General features: G+C 34.6%; 18 protein-coding genes. 14 read left to right on the forward strand and 4 right to left on the reverse strand.

Annotation, left to right across the window (positions count from 1 at the left end; all coding sequences use genetic code 11):
• Positions 1-10: 10 nt before the first annotated feature.
• The gene (gene panB / locus DOS84_RS11885) at positions 11-829 is read right to left on the reverse strand and encodes a 3-methyl-2-oxobutanoate hydroxymethyltransferase (RefSeq protein WP_111410350.1); all 819 of its coding nucleotides are present in this window, start codon (positions 827-829) and stop codon (positions 11-13) included.
• Between the two features lie 216 nt (positions 830-1045).
• Between panB and DOS84_RS11890 the strand changes: the two genes are divergently transcribed.
• Positions 1046-2389: a sigma-54-dependent transcriptional regulator gene (locus DOS84_RS11890; RefSeq protein ID WP_165830433.1), complete on the forward strand. Its 1344-nt coding sequence runs from the start codon at positions 1046-1048 to the stop codon at positions 2387-2389.
• A gap of 103 nt (positions 2390-2492) precedes the next feature.
• Here the strand turns inward: DOS84_RS11890 and DOS84_RS11895 are convergent, their stop codons facing one another.
• Complete coding sequence (locus DOS84_RS11895) at positions 2493-3014, reverse strand: hypothetical protein (protein ID WP_111410351.1); 522 nt, start codon at positions 3012-3014, stop codon at positions 2493-2495.
• Positions 3015-3376: 362 nt separating this feature from the next.
• Between DOS84_RS11895 and DOS84_RS11900 the strand changes: the two genes are divergently transcribed.
• The 12 genes from DOS84_RS11900 (at position 3377) to DOS84_RS19445 (ending at position 16498) form a co-directional block, all read left to right on the forward strand.
• Positions 3377-3658 (forward strand): DUF7674 family protein, encoded by a 282-nt coding sequence (locus DOS84_RS11900; RefSeq protein WP_111410352.1) that lies wholly within the window; start codon positions 3377-3379, stop codon positions 3656-3658.
• Between the two features lie 112 nt (positions 3659-3770).
• Positions 3771-3848 (forward strand): K(+)-transporting ATPase subunit F, encoded by a 78-nt coding sequence (gene kdpF, locus DOS84_RS11905; protein ID WP_111410498.1) that lies wholly within the window; start codon positions 3771-3773, stop codon positions 3846-3848.
• 116 nt (positions 3849-3964) lie between these two features.
• On the forward strand, positions 3965-5686 hold the full coding sequence (gene kdpA / locus DOS84_RS11910; protein WP_111410353.1) for a potassium-transporting ATPase subunit KdpA: 1722 nt from the start codon (positions 3965-3967) through the stop codon (positions 5684-5686).
• A gap of 9 nt (positions 5687-5695) precedes the next feature.
• On the forward strand, positions 5696-7729 hold the full coding sequence (kdpB, locus tag DOS84_RS11915; protein WP_111410354.1) for a potassium-transporting ATPase subunit KdpB: 2034 nt from the start codon (positions 5696-5698) through the stop codon (positions 7727-7729).
• Positions 7730-7798: 69 nt separating this feature from the next.
• Positions 7799-8353, forward strand: a complete 555-nt coding sequence (locus tag DOS84_RS11920; protein WP_111410355.1) for a K(+)-transporting ATPase subunit C — start codon at positions 7799-7801, stop codon at positions 8351-8353.
• A gap of 78 nt (positions 8354-8431) precedes the next feature.
• Positions 8432-9508 carry a porin gene (locus tag DOS84_RS11925; protein WP_111410356.1) on the forward strand — a complete coding sequence of 359 codons (1077 nt, stop codon included), beginning with the start codon at positions 8432-8434 and terminating at the stop codon, positions 9506-9508.
• Positions 9509-9632: 124 nt separating this feature from the next.
• Positions 9633-10760: a sensor protein KdpD gene (locus DOS84_RS11930; protein WP_111410357.1), complete on the forward strand. Its 1128-nt coding sequence runs from the start codon at positions 9633-9635 to the stop codon at positions 10758-10760.
• A 1-nt stretch (position 10761) separates the two neighbouring features.
• The gene (locus DOS84_RS11935) at positions 10762-12498 is read left to right on the forward strand and encodes an ATP-binding protein (RefSeq protein ID WP_111410358.1); all 1737 of its coding nucleotides are present in this window, start codon (positions 10762-10764) and stop codon (positions 12496-12498) included.
• Positions 12499-12650: 152 nt separating this feature from the next.
• Entirely contained in the window at positions 12651-13763 is a 1113-nt protein-coding gene (locus DOS84_RS11940; protein ID WP_111410359.1) for a sensor histidine kinase, read from the forward strand.
• Positions 13756-14442, forward strand: a complete 687-nt coding sequence (locus tag DOS84_RS11945; protein ID WP_111410360.1) for a response regulator — start codon at positions 13756-13758, stop codon at positions 14440-14442. Before DOS84_RS11940 ends, DOS84_RS11945 begins: the two co-directional genes overlap by 8 nt.
• Positions 14443-14553: 111 nt before the next feature.
• Positions 14554-16095, forward strand: a complete 1542-nt coding sequence (locus DOS84_RS11950; protein WP_341537931.1) for a KUP/HAK/KT family potassium transporter — start codon at positions 14554-14556, stop codon at positions 16093-16095.
• The gene (locus DOS84_RS19445; RefSeq protein ID WP_341537932.1) at positions 16052-16498 is read left to right on the forward strand and encodes a KUP/HAK/KT family potassium transporter; all 447 of its coding nucleotides are present in this window, start codon (positions 16052-16054) and stop codon (positions 16496-16498) included. The genes DOS84_RS11950 and DOS84_RS19445 overlap by 44 nt, the downstream gene beginning before the upstream one ends.
• A 122-nt stretch (positions 16499-16620) precedes the next feature.
• On the opposite strand, the gene DOS84_RS11955 is transcribed toward DOS84_RS19445, so the two are convergent.
• Positions 16621-18048: an L-serine ammonia-lyase gene (locus DOS84_RS11955; protein WP_111410361.1), complete on the reverse strand. Its 1428-nt coding sequence runs from the start codon at positions 18046-18048 to the stop codon at positions 16621-16623.
• 211 nt (positions 18049-18259) lie between these two features.
• Positions 18260-18712, reverse strand: coding sequence for a hypothetical protein (locus DOS84_RS11960; protein WP_111410362.1), 453 nt, complete (start codon positions 18710-18712; stop codon positions 18260-18262).
• 281 nt (positions 18713-18993) lie between these two features.
• On the opposite strand from DOS84_RS11960, the gene DOS84_RS11965 reads away from it, so the two are divergent.
• Positions 18994-19161 carry a hypothetical protein gene (locus tag DOS84_RS11965; RefSeq protein ID WP_111410363.1) on the forward strand — a complete coding sequence of 56 codons (168 nt, stop codon included), beginning with the start codon at positions 18994-18996 and terminating at the stop codon, positions 19159-19161.
• Positions 19162-19223: the final 62 nt, after the last annotated feature.

Consider the following 19223-nt stretch of genomic DNA (forward strand, 5'->3'; position numbering starts at 1 on the left):
ACTTAGTGTCTTAATATTGTTCTTTCTCGTTTGGAAAGTCCTCAGATTTTACGTCTTCTACATACTGACTGATTGCTTTAGTCATTCCTTCGTATAGATTCATGTAACGTCTCAAGAAACGAGGACTGAATTCATTGTTCATACCTAACATATCGTGAATAACCAATACTTGACCATCTACACCGCCACCAGCTCCAATTCCGATAACAGGAATAGAAATACTTTTGGCTACTTTTTCGGCTAAATTTGCAGGAACTTTTTCGATAACAATTGCAAAACAACCTAATTTTTCCAATAATATGGCATCTTCGATTAATTTTTCGGCTTCTTGTTCTTCTTTGGCGCGTACGGTATAAGTCCCAAATTTATAAATGGACTGTGGCGTTAATCCCAAATGTCCCATAACTGGAATTCCTGCATTCAATATTTTTTTGATGGATTCCTTGATTTCCTTGCCACCTTCCAGTTTAACGGCATGACCACCACTTTCTTTCATGATTCGGATAGAAGAGCGTAAAGCCTCTTTAGAATCGGATTGGTAGCTTCCAAAAGGTAAATCTACTACTACTAAAGCTCTTTCAACAGCCCTAACAACTGATGATGCGTGGTAAATCATTTGGTCCAATGTGATAGGTAAAGTCGTTTCGTGACCAGCCATAACATTGGAGGCAGAATCACCGACCAAAATCACGTCAATCCCGGCTGTATCCACAATTTTGGCCATGGTATAATCATAAGCCGTAAGCATAGAGATTTTTTCTCCATTTGATTTCATCTCGATTAAGGACTTAGTGGTAATTCTTTTGTAATCTTTTTTTATTGCAGACATTGGATTTATGATTTTAATTCCGAAACGCTCGGTATTGATTTTATTTTGTGAGTGTAAAAGTAATAAATTGAATTTTTTTAAATTGAATTTTTATAAGGAATATCAAAAAGTAGGCTAGCGAAATTATGAGATTGCTATTTAAGGAAACTATTTTGAAGAATTTCCATAACAAATAATTAAAATAACTAATTTTGGAAATTGAACTCACAAAATCAAATTTTGAAAAATATCCTCATTATTGACGACGAAGAAAAATTGCGTCATCTTCTTGCCCGAATCATACAATCGGAAGGATTTGATGTCTTTGAAGCTCCTGATTTAAAGTCTGGTTTCAAGAAATTGGAAACTAATGATGTTGATGTTGTTCTATGTGATGTAAAACTTCCCGATGGCAATGGTGTTGATTTTCTTCAAAAAATCAAATCTGCATTTCCATTAACAGAGGTCATTCTACTAACTGCTTTCGGTAAAATTTCGGATGGAGTTCAAGCGATGAAAAATGGTGCCTTTGATTATATTGTAAAAGGCGATGACAATGATAAGATTATACCGCTGTTGTATAAGGCTTTGGAAAAAGTGCAATTGCAAAAGAAAGTCAAACAACTCGAAAAACGAATTTCCGATACATATTCTTTTGACGGCATTATAGGTAAATCAAAAGGTTTGGAGCAGGTAATTGATTTGGCCAAAAAAGTTTCAACAACAGATTCGACGGTGCTTTTAACTGGTGAAACTGGAACAGGTAAAGAAGTTTTTGCGCAAGCCATTCACGAAAACAGCAACAGAGCCGGAAAATCGTTTGTGGCATTAAATTGCAGTACTTTTAGTAAGGAAATTTTGGAAAGTGAATTATTCGGACACAAGCAAGGAGCTTTTACAGGAGCCATAAAAGACAAGAAAGGTTTTATTGAAGAAGCCAATGGAGGAACTTTATTTCTTGATGAAATTGGAGAGATGCCATTGGAACTGCAATCTAAATTGTTACGGGTTCTAGAAACCAATGAGTATATTCAAATTGGTGATACCACTCCCAGAAAGTCCAATTTCCGTTTGATCGCCGCTACCAATCGCGATTTGAAAACAGAAAGTGATGAACATCGTTTTCGTTCGGATTTGTATTTTAGATTGAATATTTTTGAGATTAAAATTCCACCTTTACGAGAAAGAACAAAAGATATCGCACCTTTAACTTATTATTTCGCCGAAAAATTTTCATTAAGAGGGAATAAGAAAGAATTAATCATTGATCCTGAATTTCTTCATAAATTAGAAACCTATCATTGGCCAGGTAATGTCCGCGAATTGAGAAACGTGATTGAACGTTCTGTAATTCTAGTGGTTGATGATATTTTGACGCAAGATCTTTTGCCTTATGAAATTCAACACCAAATGGATCATACTAACAAAACTTTATCAGCATTTTCGATGCAAAGTGTTGAAAAACTTCATATTCAAAAAGTATTGAACTACACCAAAGGGAATAAAGCTGAAGCAGCACGTTTACTTGAAATAGGTGTTGCAACGCTTTACCGAAAATTGGACGAATACAATATTCAGTAGCAAAAAAAATCGTTTTGAGAACTGCCTGTCATTTTGAGAGGCTTTTTTATGTTCTTTTTGTTGTGTAAAATTTCAAAGCGATGTAATTTCTTTAATTATTATGCTACGATTTTTTTGAATTGGAAGTGCTATTTTGCAAATTGAGCATAAGATTAAAAGCAATCAAAAAAGAAAGCGTTCCCAAAATGGCGATGCCAAAATTGGCCTTTTCCGCGGTATGTTTGACAATATCGCTTTTCTTTTTGATGGCGATCGTATTCAATTTCAAAATATAAAATATGTTTTGACGAATTTGACTTCTTAAAGCTTCATCTTTCCAGTTTTTTTTCAAAGAATCGAAATTACTCTGAAGAGTATGAGTTACTTTATTTTCGCCAACTTCGGTAATATTCCCCATCTGTTTGGTTAGATTGGCTTCAAATAGAGCAATTGCTTTTTCTTTATTCGAATTATTCTCGTCCAACAAAAGGAGCATATTTCTAGAATACTCAAGGGTATTATAATTGTCTTTCAAAATGTTTTCAGTATCATTTTTAATCGAGAAATTATAGTATCCACTCACTAACGAGAGTGAAATTATCATTAGAAAAAGCAATCCAATTCTTAAGTTCAGTTTAATTTTCATTTTAAAGCGATTATATGATGTTTGGACTAATATTAGTATTGATTAATGAGGTAAAATATTGATTTCTAGATTATTTATCATAGGTTCTAATTTACAACTCTTAACTTTCTAATCCTAATTTATGACTATTAACTTTTAAGACGTTAGCTGTCGGGTAATATAAAACCAATATTTGATTGATGAAAAAGACTTGAAATAAATTTATCGTTTTGAGAAAAGCCTATCATTTTGATAGGCTTTTTTTATACCTTTTTTTGGCACGACAAGGTCAACACTATAGGAAACAATGCTTTATGATTTTTTGCTTTTTTTGGAATACTTTTTGGCATATGGGACAAAGAACAAAATAAACCATTACCAAAATGAAAAATAAAATAGCAACGATTTACGAAAAAGCAGAGCGCTTTGCCGAAATCACAAAAATTGCAATTATAACCGGAAATATTAGCCGGGCCAAAAGATGTTTGGCACTTGCCGAAAGATTATTTGAAACAGGAAGCAACGAAACAAAGAGCGCTATTTCGAATGTGTATGTTTTTTCGGTTTCCTCTTTTATGGAAGTGCGTCATTGTACAATTTCGAATCTGTTTCCAAAATCGTTGAAAGCAGAATACATTAAGCAAATCAATGCTTCTGGAGTTTAAATCTAACCTTAATTTTAATAATATGATAATTACTATTCTTTTACTCGCATTAGGAGCCTTACTCTTTGCGATTTGTTTTAAATCCGTTGAATTTTTTGAAAAAATCTAAATCATGACAGCACTATTTATTGTTGCACTTGCCGTATTCGGTTACTTGGTTTATGTATTGATCAAACCCGAAAAATTTTAAAAATGAAAAAGGCAGATAAAAAAGTATTCGTAGTAATTATGGCTTGGACATTAGCCTTTATAATGCTTATTATTTTCTTATAAAAGCCGAAAAAATTAATTTCTAACAAATAAAATATGAACACAGAATTTTTTGGAGTAATCAGTATTTTTATTGTCTCGATTGTTTTGGCTATTCCTATAGGAAGGTATATAGCCAAAGTGTATTTGGGGGATAAAACAATGCTTGATGCCCTTTTCAACCCCATTGAAAAATTTATTTTCAAAATCAGTGGTATCGATTCCACTGAAGAAATGAACTGGAAACAACATTTGAAAGCGCTTTTAAGCATAAACATGGTTTGGTTCTTTCTTTGCTTTTTCATTTTAATTTTTCAGGGAAGTTTACCTTTAAATCCAGATGGAAACCCGTCCATGACACCGGATTTGGCATTCAATACTGCTATTTCATTTGTAGTGAACTGTAATCTGCAGCACTATTCAGGTGAATCAGGTCTCTCTTATTTGGGACAACTTATGTTAATGTTCTTGCAATTTGTTTCGGCAGCTACGGGAATGGCTGCTGCTGCTATGGTTTTTGTTGCCATGAGAGAGAGAGCCACGGACAAATTAGGAAATTTTTATAATTTTTTTATCAAAAGTTGTACCCGAGTTTTATTACCTCTTTCTGTTCTTGTGGCTGTGATTTTAGTATTTAGTGGAACTCCAATGACATTTGAGGGGAAGGATAAGATCGTGACTTTGCAAGGGGACACAGTCGAAGTTTCTCGTGGACCAGCAGCAGCATTTATTGGGATCAAACATATAGGAACAAACGGTGGAGGTTTTTTTGGGGCCAATTCGGCACATCCTTTGGAAAATCCAACTTATATTACGAATGCAGTCGAATTGTGGGCACAATTAATCATCCCATTTGCAATGATCTTTGCGTTAGGTTTTTTCCTTAACAAAAGAAAATTCTCTTACATCGTTTTTGGAGTAATGACGGTTGGATTTTTACTCTTGGTCATACCAACAGTTATCAGTGAATTAAACGGAAATCCTGCCATAGAAAAGATGGGCATAGCTCAAACTACAGGAGCTATGGAAGGCAAGGAAGTTCGTTTTGGCCCTGCCATTTCAGGATTCTGGAGCATTGCAACTACTGTGATTTCTACTGGTTCTGTCAATAGCATGCATGATAGTTCGATGCCTGTTTCTGGTTCGATGCAATTGTTGGCCATGATGGTCAATGCCTTCTATGGAGGTTGTGGAGTTGGATGGTTGAATTTTTACATTTTTATAATTCTGGCTGTATTTATTTCGGGTTTAATGGTGGGACGAACACCGGAATTCTTAGGGAAGAAAATTGAAGCCCGCGAGGTAAAAATCGCAGCTATGATTGCTATTCTTCATCCTTTATTGATATTGGCAGGAACAGCTTTAGCTTCATATTTTGCAGCCAACAATACAGCAATGGGCTATTGGTTTAGCGGAAACGCAACTGGCTGGCTGAATAATCCTGGTCACCACGGATTCTCTGAAATGTTGTATGAATATACCTCGAGTGCAGCCAATAACGGTTCTGGTTTTGAAGGTTTGGGTGATAATAATCCATTTTGGAATATCAGTACAGGAATTGTATTGCTGTTGAGCCGCTTCATTCCTATAATTGGACCATTAGCCATAGCAGGATTATTGGCGAACAAAAAATACATTCCGGAAAGTGCAGGAACTTTAAAAACCGATACGACTATTTTCGGTGTGATGGTTTTTGCCGTAATCGCGATTATTGCCGCTTTGTCTTTCTTTCCAGCATTAGCTTTGGGGCCATTGGCAGAATATTTTACATTAAAATAATATAAAAAAATGACTAAAAATAAATCCAATTCATTGTTTGAAAGTAAGCAGGTGAAAGATGCCTTGGTGCAGTCTTTTGTGAAGTTGAACCCAAAAACAATGTTCAAAAATCCGGTAATGTTTACCGTTGAAATCGGGACTGCCATTATGTTTGCGGTGTGCATTGCCATTTTATTTGGCGCACAGGATCAAGGTAGTTTTGTTTATAATTTAATTATCTTTTTAATTTTATTGGTCACACTTTTGTTTGCCAATTTTGCCGAGGCGATTGCCGAAGCCAGAGGGAAAGCGCAAGCTGACAGTTTGAGAAAAACGCGTGAAGAAACACCTGCACGACAACTTATGGCCAATGGAGAAATCAAAAACGTAAGTTCTTCAGCTTTAAAAAAAGGTGATGTTTTCATTTGCGAAGCGGGTGATTTAATTGCCACCGATGGTGAAATTATCGAAGGATTGGCCACCATTGACGAAAGTGCCATTACTGGAGAAAGTGCTCCTGTCATTCGAGAAGCAGGTGGAGATAAATCATCGGTTACCGGAGGTACAAAAGTGTTGTCGGATAAAATTAAAGTAATCGTGACTTCAGAACCAGGGGAAAGTTTCCTTGATAAAATGATTGCTTTGGTTGAAGGAGCAAGCCGTCAGAAAACACCAAATGAAATTGCTTTGACAATTCTGTTGGCAGCTTTTACTTTAATCTTCGTAATTGTTTGCGTGACCTTGAAACCGTTTGCTGATTATGCAAACACACCAATTACGATTGCTGCTTTCATTTCTCTTTTTGTGTGTTTAATTCCAACGACTATTGGTGGTTTGCTTTCTGCCATTGGGATTGCGGGAATGGACAGAGCTTTACGTGCCAACGTAATTACAAAATCAGGAAAAGCAGTGGAAACTGCAGGTGATATTGATGTATTGCTTTTGGACAAAACGGGTACAATCACCATAGGGAACAGAAAAGCGACTAATTTCTATCCAGCCGAAGGAGTTATGCTGGAGGATTTTATCAAATCGGCAGTATTAAGCTCACTAGCCGATGATACTCCGGAAGGAAAAAGTATCGTGGAATTGGCTGGGGCGGAAGTTTCTCAAAAATTATCTATTGAAGGCGCTACTTTAATCAAATTTACTGCTGAAACAAGAACCAGTGGTGTCGTTTTAAGGGACGGAACCAACATCCGAAAAGGTGCTCAGGATGCAGCCAAAAATATTGCGCTTCAAGCGGGTAATGTTTTCCCGGCAGATATTGCAGAAAGAGTTATCTCTATTTCTTCAAAGGGAGGAACACCATTGGTAGTTGTTAAAAATAACGAAGTTCAAGGTGTTATTGAATTGCAGGATATCATCAAAACTGGAATGAGAGAACGTTTTGAACGTTTGAGAAAAATGGGAGTGAAAACCGTGATGGTTACAGGGGATAATCCTTTGACAGCTAAATTTATCGCAGATAAAGCCGGTGTCGATGATTTTATTGCCGAAGCCAAACCTGAGGATAAAATGAACTACATCAAAAACGAGCAACAACTTGGTAAGCTCGTGGCAATGATGGGTGACGGTACGAATGATGCTCCTGCTCTTGCTCAAGCCGATGTTGGTGTAGCTATGAACAGTGGAACTCAAGCTGCAAAAGAAGCTGGTAATATGGTCGATCTGGATAATGATCCAACCAAGTTAATTGAGATTATAGAAATTGGAAAACAGCTGTTGATGACCAGAGGAACACTTACTACTTTCTCAATTGCGAATGATGTTGCCAAATATTTTGCTATTGTTCCAGCACTTTTCATCACTGCGATTCCAGCTCTTGAAGGATTGAATATTATGCATTTGCACAGTCCCGAAAGTGCCATTTTATCTGCCGTGATTTTCAATGCGATTATCATTCCGATATTGATTCCATTGGCATTGCGAGGTGTTGATTATAAACCAATCGGTGCGAGTGCCATTTTGAAAAGAAACCTTTTGATTTATGGTTTGGGAGGAATAATTGTTCCTTTTATAGGGATTAAATTAATTGATTTGGCAGTTGCGTTATTTATGTAGAAAGAAAGATTCTAAGACACTAAGAATCTTAGAGTCTTAGAAACTCAAAACCTTAGAAACTATAAAAAAATGAAAAATATATTTTCAATATTAAAATTCACCACATTATTGGTGGTTTTATTCTCCGTTATTTATACCATGGCAATTTTAGGAATTGCACAACTAGCCCCAAATAAAGGGAAAGGGGAAACCATTTCCGTAAATGGAAAAGTAGTGGGGTATCAAAAAATTGGTCAAAAATTTGACAAACCCAATTATTTCTGGGGACGGCCTTCGGCAGTGGACTACAATGCCGCAGGAAGTGCAGGAAGTAACAAAGGACCAAGCAATCCGGAGTATTTGGCTTTGATACAAAAAAGAATCGATACTTTTTTGATCGCGCATCCGTATTTGAAAAAATCGGAGATTCCTTCGGATATGGTAACGGCTTCGGGTAGTGGTTTGGATCCAAATATTTCACCAGAAGGTGCTATGATCCAGGTAAAAAGAGTAGCAAAAGTAAGAAACTTATCTGAGGAAAAAGTGAAAGCATTGGTGGAAACCAAAATAAATAAACCATCGTTAATGGGAACTTCAACAGTAAATGTACTGGAATTGAATGTGGCTCTGGATGAGTTGAAATAAAAAAATAACCCTTTCAGATTTACATCCCCGGCCAGGGATCTGAAAGGGCATTGATTAATAAAAATCTAAACAAAAATAATGAAAAAAATAATAATTGCAGCTTTAATAGCTGTTGGTTTTACATCAATTAATGCTCAAGAAGTGTCAAAAAGTCCAATTACGTTTTCTGGTTATGTGGATATCTATTATAGTTATGATTTTGGGAAACCGGATAATCATATAAGACCAGGTTTTATATACAGTTATAATAGAGCAAACGAAGTTAATTTGAATTTAGGAATGGCCAAAGTGAATTATACTAAAGAGAGTGTTCGTGCCAATTTTGCCCTTATGGCTGGAACTTATGCCCAATACAATATGGCGTCAGAACAAGACCTGTTGAAAAATATTTATGAAGCTAATGCAGGCGTTAAAATATCGAAAGGCAATAATCTTTGGATTGATGCTGGAGTTATGCCTTCGCATATTGGCTCTGAAAGTGCGATTGGGAAAGATTGCATGACTTTGACTCGAAGTATTGGTGCTGAAAATTCTCCTTATTATGAAACAGGAGTGAAGGTTGGATATACTTCTCCGTCTGAGAAATTGTATTTGGCGGCAATGTATTTAAACGGTTGGCAACGCATTCAAAAAGTTGATGGTAATCATACACCGGCTTTTGGAACTCAGGTGACTTTTAAACCAACCGGAAAAGTAGCATTAAACTGGAGTACTTATGTTGGAAACGAACAGCCTGATATTGATAAGAAATGGCGCTATTTTAATGATTTTTACGGAACATTCAAATTGACCGATAAAACAAGCGTCATTGCAGGTTTTGATATTGGATCACAACAATCTGCAAAAGGAAGCAGTGATTATGATATTTGGTATACTCCGTCTGCAATCATTCAATACAAGCCAACAGACAAAATTCAATTGGCAGCTAGAGGAGAATATTACCAAGACGAAAAAGGAGTGATAATTCCAACAGGAACATCAAATGGTTTTAAAACCTATGGTTTCTCGGCAAATTTTGATTATTTGCCAACAGAAAATGTAATGTTTAGAATAGAAGCCCGAACTTTGAATAGCAAGGATGATGTCTTTTTGAAGGACAACAATTCAACAAATAGTAACGTGTGCATAACTACATCTTTGGCTATATCAATTTAAGGTAAAAACAATAAAAGAAATCTTTATTGGAAACCATTAAGGAATTAAGTTTGATAGCACTTGATTTCTTAATGGTTTAAAAAGTTTTATTTAAGATGAAATGATTCAACTGTTAGTTTAACTTATGGATAACGAAAAAGAAAATAATGTCAAGCACTTTCTGGATTTAATTCAAAAATCACGTAAAGGAAAGTTTAAAGTCTATATTGGGATGAGTGCCGGTGTGGGCAAAACTTACAGGATGTTGCAGGAAGCCCACACGCTGTTGAAAAACGGAATAGATGTGAAAATTGGATATATCGAAACACACAATCGTAAGGAAACGCACAATTTGTTGGAAGGATTACCTGTAATTCCTCGTCGGACTATTTTTTACAAAGGAAAACAACTCGAGGAAATGGATGTACAGGCCATTATCAATTTGCGTCCAGAAGTAGTAATAGTTGATGAATTGGCACACACGAATATTGAAGGCAGTAAAAATGAAAAACGCTGGCAAGATGTTTTGGAGATTCTGGAAGCAGGAATCAATGTTATTTCGGCTGTAAATATTCAGCATATTGAGAGTTTAAATGAAGATGTAAAACGAATAACCAATGTTGATGTTCTCGAGCGAGTTCCTGATAATGTACTGCGAATGGCTGATGAAGTTGTAAATATTGACTTGACTTCGGAAGATCTAATCGACCGTTTGAAAGAGGGGAAAATTTATACAGCCGACAAAATTCAGACTGCTTTGAGTAATTTTTTTAAGGCTGAACAAATTTTGCAATTGCGTGAATTGGCTTTGCGCGAAGTGGCTAGTCAAGTAGTTCGAAAAGTGGAGAATGAAGTGCCAAAAAATCTAGCTTTGCGACATGAAAAGTTGTTGGCCTGTATTAGCAGTAACGACAGAACGGCCAAAATTGTGATTCGAAAGGCAGCTCGATTAGCCAGTTATTATAACAGTGACTGGTACGTTTTATATGTCCAGACGCCAAAGGAAAGCAGTGATAAAATTGCACTTGACAAACAACGACATTTGATCAATAATTTTAAATTGGCCACACAATTGGGAGCAGAAGTAATTAAAGTAGAAGCCAAAAATATTACAGATACCATGTTGGAAGTGGTTAAGCAAAAGCAAATTACAACAGTTTGTATAGGGAAACCTCATTTCAATTTATTTAAAGTAATTTTGTCTACAACCATTTTCAACAAATTGTTGAATAATTTGTCTTCATCTAATATTGACCTAGTAATTTTATCATAATATGAGAATTAAAACTAAATTAAATTTAGGAGTTGGATTGTTATTTGTAATGATAATTATCCTGACATTAGTCAGTGCTTTTTATATTTTTTCGATAAAAAAAGATACCGAAAATATTCTAAAAGCTAATTATAATACATTGGAATATTCTCGAAATATGTTGCATTCATTGGATGAGATAAATGGTGATGAAGGCAAGGCAATAGTTATGTTTGAAACTAATCTGAACAAACAAAATAAGAATGTAACTGAAGTTGGAGAAAGAGACGCAACTCGCAATTTGCAAAAAACTTTTGCTCTTTTGAAAGAAAATAAAAAAAGTGAGGCTTTAAAAAATCAAATTCGTTTGGATATTTTTGAGATAATGAAGCTCAATATGAATGCCATAAAACAAAAAAGTGATATTGCCAACAGAACAGCCGAAACGGCCAATATGTGGATTGCTATAACAGGTACACTTTGCTTTTTGATAGCTTTTAATCTTTTGGTGAATTTACCTAATAATATTGCCAATCCTATCAAAGAGCTTACAGCAAGTATCAAAGAGATTGCCAATAAAAATTATTCAGAACGAGTGCATTTTATGAATCATAATGAATTTGGCGATTTGGCTAAATCATTCAATACAATGGCACAAAAACTCGAAGAATACCATAATAGTAATCTTTATAAATTATCGTTTGAAAAGAAAAGGCTGGAAACCCTGATAAACAATATGCATGATCCTATTATTGGTTTGGACAATCAAGGATTGATTTTATTTGTCAATGACGAAGCATTGAAAATTATTGGATTGAAGTCTGAGGATGTTCTTGGAAAAACAGCAATGAGCTTAGCACTGACAAATGATTTGATGAAATCATTAATTTCGAAAAAACTAGAAATTGGATCTAAAACTTCGGGGCAAAAAGAACCTCCGATGAAGATTTTTGCCGATGGAAAGGAAAGCTATTTTGAGAAAGAAAATGTAAATATAACCATTCAGCCCACTGGTGAATACCAAACGATTAATATTGGCGATGTAATAATTCTAAGAAACATAACCCCTTTTAAAGAATTGGATTTTGCCAAGACCAATTTTATAGCCACTATTTCCCACGAATTAAAAACACCAATTTCGGCTATAAAATTCAGTTTGCATTTATTGGAAAGACAGCAAACGGGGATTTTAAATGATGAGCAAAAACATTTGATAGAAAGTATCAAAGAGGATAGTGAGCGTTTATTGAAAATTACTGGCGAATTATTGGAACTGTCACAAGTAGAAACTGGTAATATTCAATTAAATATAGAAAAAAGCGATCCTTACCAAATTGTTCATTTTGCTACCGAAGCCATAAAAGTGCAAGCGGAACAAAAACAAATAGAACTGCTTGTTGAAACGGATGCTGGTCTTCCCATGGTAAAAGCGGATAGCGAAAAAACATCCTGGGTGCTAATTAATTTTTTAACCAATGCTATCCGATATTCTTCTGAAAAAAGTATGATAAAAGTGAAATTGGAAAGTGATGGTAATCAAATTTTATTTACGGTTGTTGATACGGGAAAGGGGATAGACAAGCGCTATCTATCCAAAGTTTTTGATAAATATTTTCAAATTCCGGGAAGCCACAAAGCGGGAACCGGATTGGGACTAGCTATATCCAAAGAATTTATTGAAGCTCAAGGAGGTACAATAGGAGTTGAAAGTGAACTGGGCTTGGGAAGCACTTTTTATTTCAAATTGTTGAGCGCATAAGCTTAAAATGTATGTTTCTGTTTAGTTAAAACCAAATTTATAACAGTTAATAAAGTAAATCTTTATAAAATCTTTATACTCTGGTTTATTATATTATAAAATACTTACATCATATCCTTTAACTTTGCCCTCTGAAAATTAACATAAAGGGTATGAGTAGTATTTTGGATCAAATCAAAATAAAAAACCAATATTTAGTAAGCATACTATCTATCGGTTCTGTAGCTTCATTGTGTTTGTTTACTCGAGATTATTTAGACTATAAAATTGTAGGTTATATTTTATTGGTGGTAGTTTCGGTGTTGTCTATGTTTTTGGCTATTTTGCCGTTACTTCTTAGTGCTGTTTTGAGTGCACTGACATTGAATTTTTTCTTTATTCAACCATACTACACTTTTCACATCAGTGATGCCGAAGATTCATTACTATTGGTGTTATTCTTTATTATTGCACTTGTAAATGCGGTTTTAACCAATAAAATTAGAAGAGCCGAAAAAATATTACAGGTAAAGGAGGTCAGAGTCAATACCATGAAACTTTACAATGCATTACTTGACTCCTTATCCCATGAATTGAGAACTCCTATTTCTACAATTATGGGAGCAATAGATACTATTCAAAGTAAATCAGTACATATTTCCGAGGAAAATAAAGAGAATTTATATACCGAAATAGAAAAAGCTTCTTTACGATTGAATCACCAAGTAGAAAATTTATTGAATATGTCGCGGTTGGAATCGGGTGTGATTCAGGCCAAAATGGATTGGTGTGATCTGGAAGAATTGGTTTATAATGTTTTGGATCATCTAAAGGATGATTTGCAATTTCATAAAGTGGTCGTAAAAACTGATGAAAATTTACCGCTTTTTAAATTGGATTATGGTTTGATGCAACAGATTATTTTTAATTTGGTTTTTAATGCCGCACAATACACCCCCAAAGGCGCTAAAATTGAAATTAAGGTTTCCTATAATGCAGATGTCGATTTTGAATATAATCCCCATAAATTAGCTCCCTGCGTGATTACAATTACCGATGATGGCATTGGATTTCCAGAAAATGAAATTGATAAAGTTTTTGATAAATTTTACCGATTGCAAAACTCAAAAACGGGGGGGACTGGACTTGGTTTATCTATTGTAAAAGGATTTGTCGAAGCACAACATGGAAAAGTAATACTTCAGAATAGGGAAGATGGAGGTTCGGTTTTTACACTTAGTTTTCAGACATTAACAATGAATACCAAAGAAATTTCTAATGAATAAGAGTGCTCAAATTTTAGTTATTGATGATGAAAGTCAAATAAGGAAGCTACTGGAAATCACTTTGAATTCAAATGATTATAGAACAATTTTTGCCGTTGACGCAAAAGAAGGAATGTCTATGGTTGCCAATTATCAACCCGATTTGGTTATACTTGATTTAGGTTTACCAGATGAAGACGGTCAAGAAGTTTTGAAACGATTACGCGAATGGTATACCAACCCAATTATAATTTTAACGGTAAAAAGTGCCGAAGAAGAAATTGTAAAAGCACTTGATAGTGGAGCCAATGATTATTTGACAAAACCGTTTCGTACACAAGAACTATTGGCTAGAATTCGAACCGCTTTACGAAATTTGGCACCTAATGATTCAGAACCAATTATTGAGTTTGGCACTGTTTCTATGGATTTTACATCTAGGATTGTGAGATTGAATAATGAAATTTTGAAACTTACAACCACTGAATATAACTTGCTTTCTATTTTTGTAAAAAATGAAGGACGAGTATTGACCCATCAATATTTGCTGAAACAGGTTTGGGGAAACAATTATGCCGACCAAACGCAATACCTTAGGGTTTTTGTGGCACAGCTTCGAAAAAAAATAGAAGAAGACCCTAACCATCCTAAGTTTATTATCACCGAATCGGGTGTAGGTTACAGATTTAATACCAGTTAAACCAATTAAATAGTTGTAAAAAAAAAATGTAATATGGAGTGCACAAGCATATCATATTGAGATTTCTATGCTCTGAAAGAAATGAATTAAAAGAATAAAAAATTAACAAAAATGAAAAAATCAACGGCTCAAAAAATAACAGCCGCAACACTTTTAGTTGCGCTCGGAATTATTTATGGCGATATAGGAACCAGTCCCTTATATGTTATGAAAGCCATTATAGGGGAAAGAGAAATATCGAAATTACTAGTTTATGGTGGTATTTCCTGTATATTTTGGACGCTTACTTTTCAAACCACATTCAAATATGTATTACTGACACTTTCTGCAGATAATCATGGAGAAGGAGGGGTATTCTCTCTTTATGCATTGGTTAAAAGATTTGGAAAAGGAAAATTAATAATTCCGACCATTTTGGGAGCTACGACACTTTTAGCGGATGGAATTATTACACCACCTATTTCTGTAACATCGGCTGTTGAAGGATTGGGAGGTATTGTTCCTAATATTCCAATTTTGCCAATTGTTATTGTTATTATTTCAGGACTATTCTTTTTTCAACGTTTTGGTACTCAAAAAGTGGGTTTCTTTTTTGGTCCTGCCATGGTTATTTGGTTCTCCATGCTTTTTGTTTTGGGGTTTACCCAAATCTTGCAACATCCAGCAATCTTGACAGCTTTGAATCCTTTGTATGCTTACGAATTATTGGTTGAATATCCACACGGATTTTGGTTGCTGGGAGCCGTTTTCCTTTGTACTACTGGAGCCGAAGCTTTATATTCGGATTTGGGACATTGCGGAAAGGAAAACATTAGAACTACTTGGGTTTTTGTAAAAATTGCATTAGTTGTTAATTATTTGGGACAAGCCTCTTGGTTAATGAATCAAAGCAATCATTTCTTGGAAGGTAAAAATCCGTTTTATGCGATTATGCCGCATTGGTTCATATTATCAGGTGTGATTATTTCGACTTTTGCGGCAATTATTGCTTCACAAGCCTTGATAAGTGGTTCGTTTACGTTGATAAACGAAGCCGTTTCCCTTAATTTTTGGCCCAGAGTGACTATGAAAAATCCAACCAATTTGAAAGGTCAAATTTATATTCCGTCGGTGAATACCATTTTATGGGTTGGATGTATTTTAATGGTTTTGTATTTTAGGACCTCTTCAAATATGGAAGCGGCTTATGGATTTTCGATTACTATTGCCATGTTAATGACCACGGTTCTTCTTAATTATTATTTGATTTATATTAAAAAATTAAACAGAATTCTTATTGGTGTAATCATAGCTATTTTTGTAGCCATTGAAATAGCCTTTTTTGTTGCCAATATTATTAAGATCAAGGAACGTTGGATGTTTTTGTTCTTCGAGCTTTTTATATTTATGACAATGTACGTTTGGTTCTTCTCCAGAAAAATCAATAATAAATTTGTAAAATTCACCAATTTGACTGAGTATACCGCTAAGTTGGAGGAATTGAGCAATGATATTACAATTCCGAAGTATTCTACGCATTTAATTTATTTGTCAAAAGCGGACAGGAATTATGAAATTGAAGAGAAAATATTAAATTCAATTTTTTCTAAAAAAACCAAAAAGAGCCGATGTGTATTGGTTTTTCCACATCAACAGAACCAATTCTCCTTTTGATTTGAATTATGAAGTTATTGAGTTGTTGGACGATAAAGTAATTAAGATTGTCTTGAATATTGGTTTTAGAATCCAGCCAAAAGTAGAATTGTATTTTAAGCGAATAGTTCAAAATCTTGTTGATAATAAAGAACTGAATTTGCATATCCGTGCTGATGGTTCAACGAAGTATAACTCAGAACCTGATTTTAAATTTGTAATTATTGAAAAATTCTTGTCTGTTGAAAATGAATTTGCCATAAGAGATGGACTTCTATTGAATTCCTATTATATACTAAAAAACATGTCACTATCAGATACCAGAGCTTTTGGACTTGATAAAAGTGACGTGGTTTTAGAAGAAATTCCTATTGTGTACCAACCTATTTCTAAATTAGACTTGGACAGGAAAGCGATTAGTTAGCGGATTCCGTTAGTAAGCAAAAAAAAGATTTCAGATTAGAAGATTAACCTTCCTGTTCTGAAATCTTTTTTTTATTCTTGTGCTTTCTGTATTCTAAAATCTGCCTTCTGTAATCTAAAACCTTAACAATCCGCCATATTCACTGCAATTGCGAGTCCGCCTTCGGAGGTTTCTTTGTATTTGGAATTCATGTCTTTGGCCGTTTGCCACATGGTATCGATTACTTTATCAAGAGATACTTTAGCGTTTTTGGCATCAGTTTCCAGGGCAAGTTCAGCGGCGTTAATGGCTTTTATAGCTCCCATCGTATTTCTTTCGATGCACGGAATTTGTACCAAACCACCAATAGGATCACAAGTTAAACCTAAATGGTGCTCCATGGCAATTTCGGCCGCCATTAGGACTTGGTCTGGAGTTCCGCCCATCAATTCACATAAGGCCGCAGCTGCCATAGCACTTGAAACACCAATCTCGGCTTGACATCCGCCCATTGCTGCAGAAATCGTTGATCCTTTTTTGAAAATGCTGCCTATTTCTCCGGCAACCATTAAGAATTGTTTGATTTCTTTTTCGCCAGCTTGGTGATTTTCAATAACTAAATAATACATCAAAACAGCAGGAATTACTCCAGCACTACCGTTTGTTGGAGCAGTTACCACTCTTCCTAACGCTGCATTTACTTCGTTTACAGCCAATGCAAAACAGCTTACCCATTTTAGAATTTGACGAAATTTCACTTCGGTTTTTCTAATTTCTTCAAGCCATTCTTGAGGATTGGAATAGTTTGACAATCCGATTAAATTTTGATGCATATCGAAAGCACGTCTTCTTACGTGTAGTCCGCCGGGCAGAATTCCTTCGGAATGACAGCCAATATACATGCATTCTAACATAGTATGCCAAATGCGCATTAACTGATAATGAATTTCTGCTTCCGGACGCATGGATTTTTCGTTTTCATAAACGATTTCCGAAATGAGTTTATTTTCTTTTGTGCAATAGGCCAAAAGCTCAGTGGCTTTATCAATCGGGAAAGGAAAAGCACATTTTATGGCTTCTTTCATGTGGGCATTTTCTCTTTCTTCTTTTACAACAAATCCTCCTCCTATAGAATAAAAGGTAGAACTGTACTCGGTTTCATCATTGAAATGGGCCGTAAAAGTTAATCCATTGGCATGAAAGGGAAGAAAGTTTTTATTGAAAACAATGTCTTGAAGAAAATAAAAAGGAATATGGATTTGATTTCCTAAATAGATTTCGTTTTTAGCTTCAATCAATTTGATAATTCCATCAATATCTTGGATAGGGATGTATTCAGGATCCTGACCGCTTAGTCCGAGCATAATGGCTAAATCAGTCGCATGTCCTTTTCCGGTTAATGATAGAGAACCATATAAATCAACTTTTACTCTAATTACTTCATTGACGTCATATTCACTTCTCAGTTCATTTAGGAAACGTTCAGCCGCACGCCAAGGACCAAGGGTATGCGAACTTGATGGTCCAACACCAATTTTCAGCATATCAAAAACTGAGATACATTCTTCCATAAAAGTTTAATTTTTTTGATCAACAAATATAATTATTAATTAAACTATAATAGAAAAATTTATATTCAAAAATGATAATTTGATAATATTAGAACATAATGGCATTGATACTTTGATGGATTGTTAAAACGGATAAATATAAATGATGATTTTGCAACTTCTTTTGAAGATGAATTATTCCATATTTATGACCTGGAATAGTTTTAAAGAATTAAATTCGTGGAACTGCATAATACTCGTGATTGTATTTACCAGCAACGCAAAAAGCGCCACTAATCAATACTAGATTTTTGATAATGTACTGACCTACCAAAGTTGGACAGTATGGAAACGAATCAAAACATATTTTGGGCAATATAAAAAGTGGAAAAAAGGTGGCAGCCATATGAAACAGCAAAATTATAATGGTAATTGGGATTAATTTTTTGAATAAAAAACCCACTCCTATACATACTTCAACAAACCCTAAAGAGGGAATAAAAATTTCTGGTTTAAACCAAAAAACGGTTTGTTCCACTAGCTCACCAGCAGGGCTCATTCCTATTAACTTTAAAGTGCCAAACCATATATACACAATTGCCAATGCATATCTCATGAAATCGACACTGTGTTTTTCCATTTTTTTGCTAATTTGAAAATATAAAGAATAGAATGTCTTGCTCATTGATGTGTTTTTTTGGGTTTATTTGCTTTTTGGTAAAACAACGATGCGTAAATTAAATTAAAAAAACGGAATAAATGCTATGTTTTTTTGTGATTACTGATGTTTATTTTGTTAAAAAGAGATTAATTTTTTGAATACCAGATAGTAAAGCTGTATTGCTCATTTCTAATTATTATTGATTTTAAATAATTTGTAAATTGCTCTATAGTTTTTACCGATTTTATTGGTGCGAAAAGATTTAAAACTTATATTTGTCGCTACATTCAAAAATTCCGGAAAACATGTTTGAATTTCATCAGTACTTAGGCTTTTTACTTTTCTTAACCATCCTTACAATGGGATTTTGGTTAATGTTTTTCCTAGTTGGTTTCGTATCCTATTGGGTAGGTGGAGCAACTTGGGAAGCTTACAAAGAAAAGAGAGCAAAACAAAAAGAAGAAGAGGCATAGTCTTATTTTTACTTTAAAATAAAAAAGGATTCGTTATTACGAATCCTTTTTTTATTATATCT

This window comes from Flavobacterium aquariorum, from assembly GCF_003254745.1.
GTDB lineage: Bacteria > Bacteroidota > Bacteroidia > Flavobacteriales > Flavobacteriaceae > Flavobacterium > Flavobacterium aquariorum.

Excerpts from the sequence above, each read along its gene's own strand:
- panB (WP_111410350.1), bottom strand. The coding sequence starts at position 829 with ATGTCTGCAATAAAAAAAGATTACAAAAGAATTACCACTAAGTCCTTA.
- DOS84_RS11895 (WP_111410351.1), bottom strand. The coding sequence starts at position 3,014 with ATGAAAATTAAACTGAACTTAAGAATTGGATTGCTTTTTCTAATGATA.
- DOS84_RS11900 (WP_111410352.1), top strand. The coding sequence starts at position 3,377 with ATGAAAAATAAAATAGCAACGATTTACGAAAAAGCAGAGCGCTTTGCC.
- kdpF (WP_111410498.1), top strand. The coding sequence starts at position 3,771 with ATGACAGCACTATTTATTGTTGCACTTGCCGTATTCGGTTACTTGGTT.
- kdpA (WP_111410353.1), top strand. The coding sequence starts at position 3,965 with ATGAACACAGAATTTTTTGGAGTAATCAGTATTTTTATTGTCTCGATT.
- kdpB (WP_111410354.1), top strand. The coding sequence starts at position 5,696 with ATGACTAAAAATAAATCCAATTCATTGTTTGAAAGTAAGCAGGTGAAA.
- DOS84_RS11920 (WP_111410355.1), top strand. The coding sequence starts at position 7,799 with ATGAAAAATATATTTTCAATATTAAAATTCACCACATTATTGGTGGTT.
- DOS84_RS11925 (WP_111410356.1), top strand. The coding sequence starts at position 8,432 with ATGAAAAAAATAATAATTGCAGCTTTAATAGCTGTTGGTTTTACATCA.
- DOS84_RS11930 (WP_111410357.1), top strand. The coding sequence starts at position 9,633 with ATGGATAACGAAAAAGAAAATAATGTCAAGCACTTTCTGGATTTAATT.
- DOS84_RS11935 (WP_111410358.1), top strand. The coding sequence starts at position 10,762 with ATGAGAATTAAAACTAAATTAAATTTAGGAGTTGGATTGTTATTTGTA.
- DOS84_RS11940 (WP_111410359.1), top strand. The coding sequence starts at position 12,651 with ATGAGTAGTATTTTGGATCAAATCAAAATAAAAAACCAATATTTAGTA.
- DOS84_RS11945 (WP_111410360.1), top strand. The coding sequence starts at position 13,756 with ATGAATAAGAGTGCTCAAATTTTAGTTATTGATGATGAAAGTCAAATA.
- DOS84_RS11950 (WP_341537931.1), top strand. The coding sequence starts at position 14,554 with ATGAAAAAATCAACGGCTCAAAAAATAACAGCCGCAACACTTTTAGTT.
- DOS84_RS11955 (WP_111410361.1), bottom strand. The coding sequence starts at position 18,048 with ATGGAAGAATGTATCTCAGTTTTTGATATGCTGAAAATTGGTGTTGGA.
- DOS84_RS11960 (WP_111410362.1), bottom strand. The coding sequence starts at position 18,712 with ATGAGCAAGACATTCTATTCTTTATATTTTCAAATTAGCAAAAAAATG.
- DOS84_RS11965 (WP_111410363.1), top strand. The coding sequence starts at position 18,994 with ATGTTTGAATTTCATCAGTACTTAGGCTTTTTACTTTTCTTAACCATC.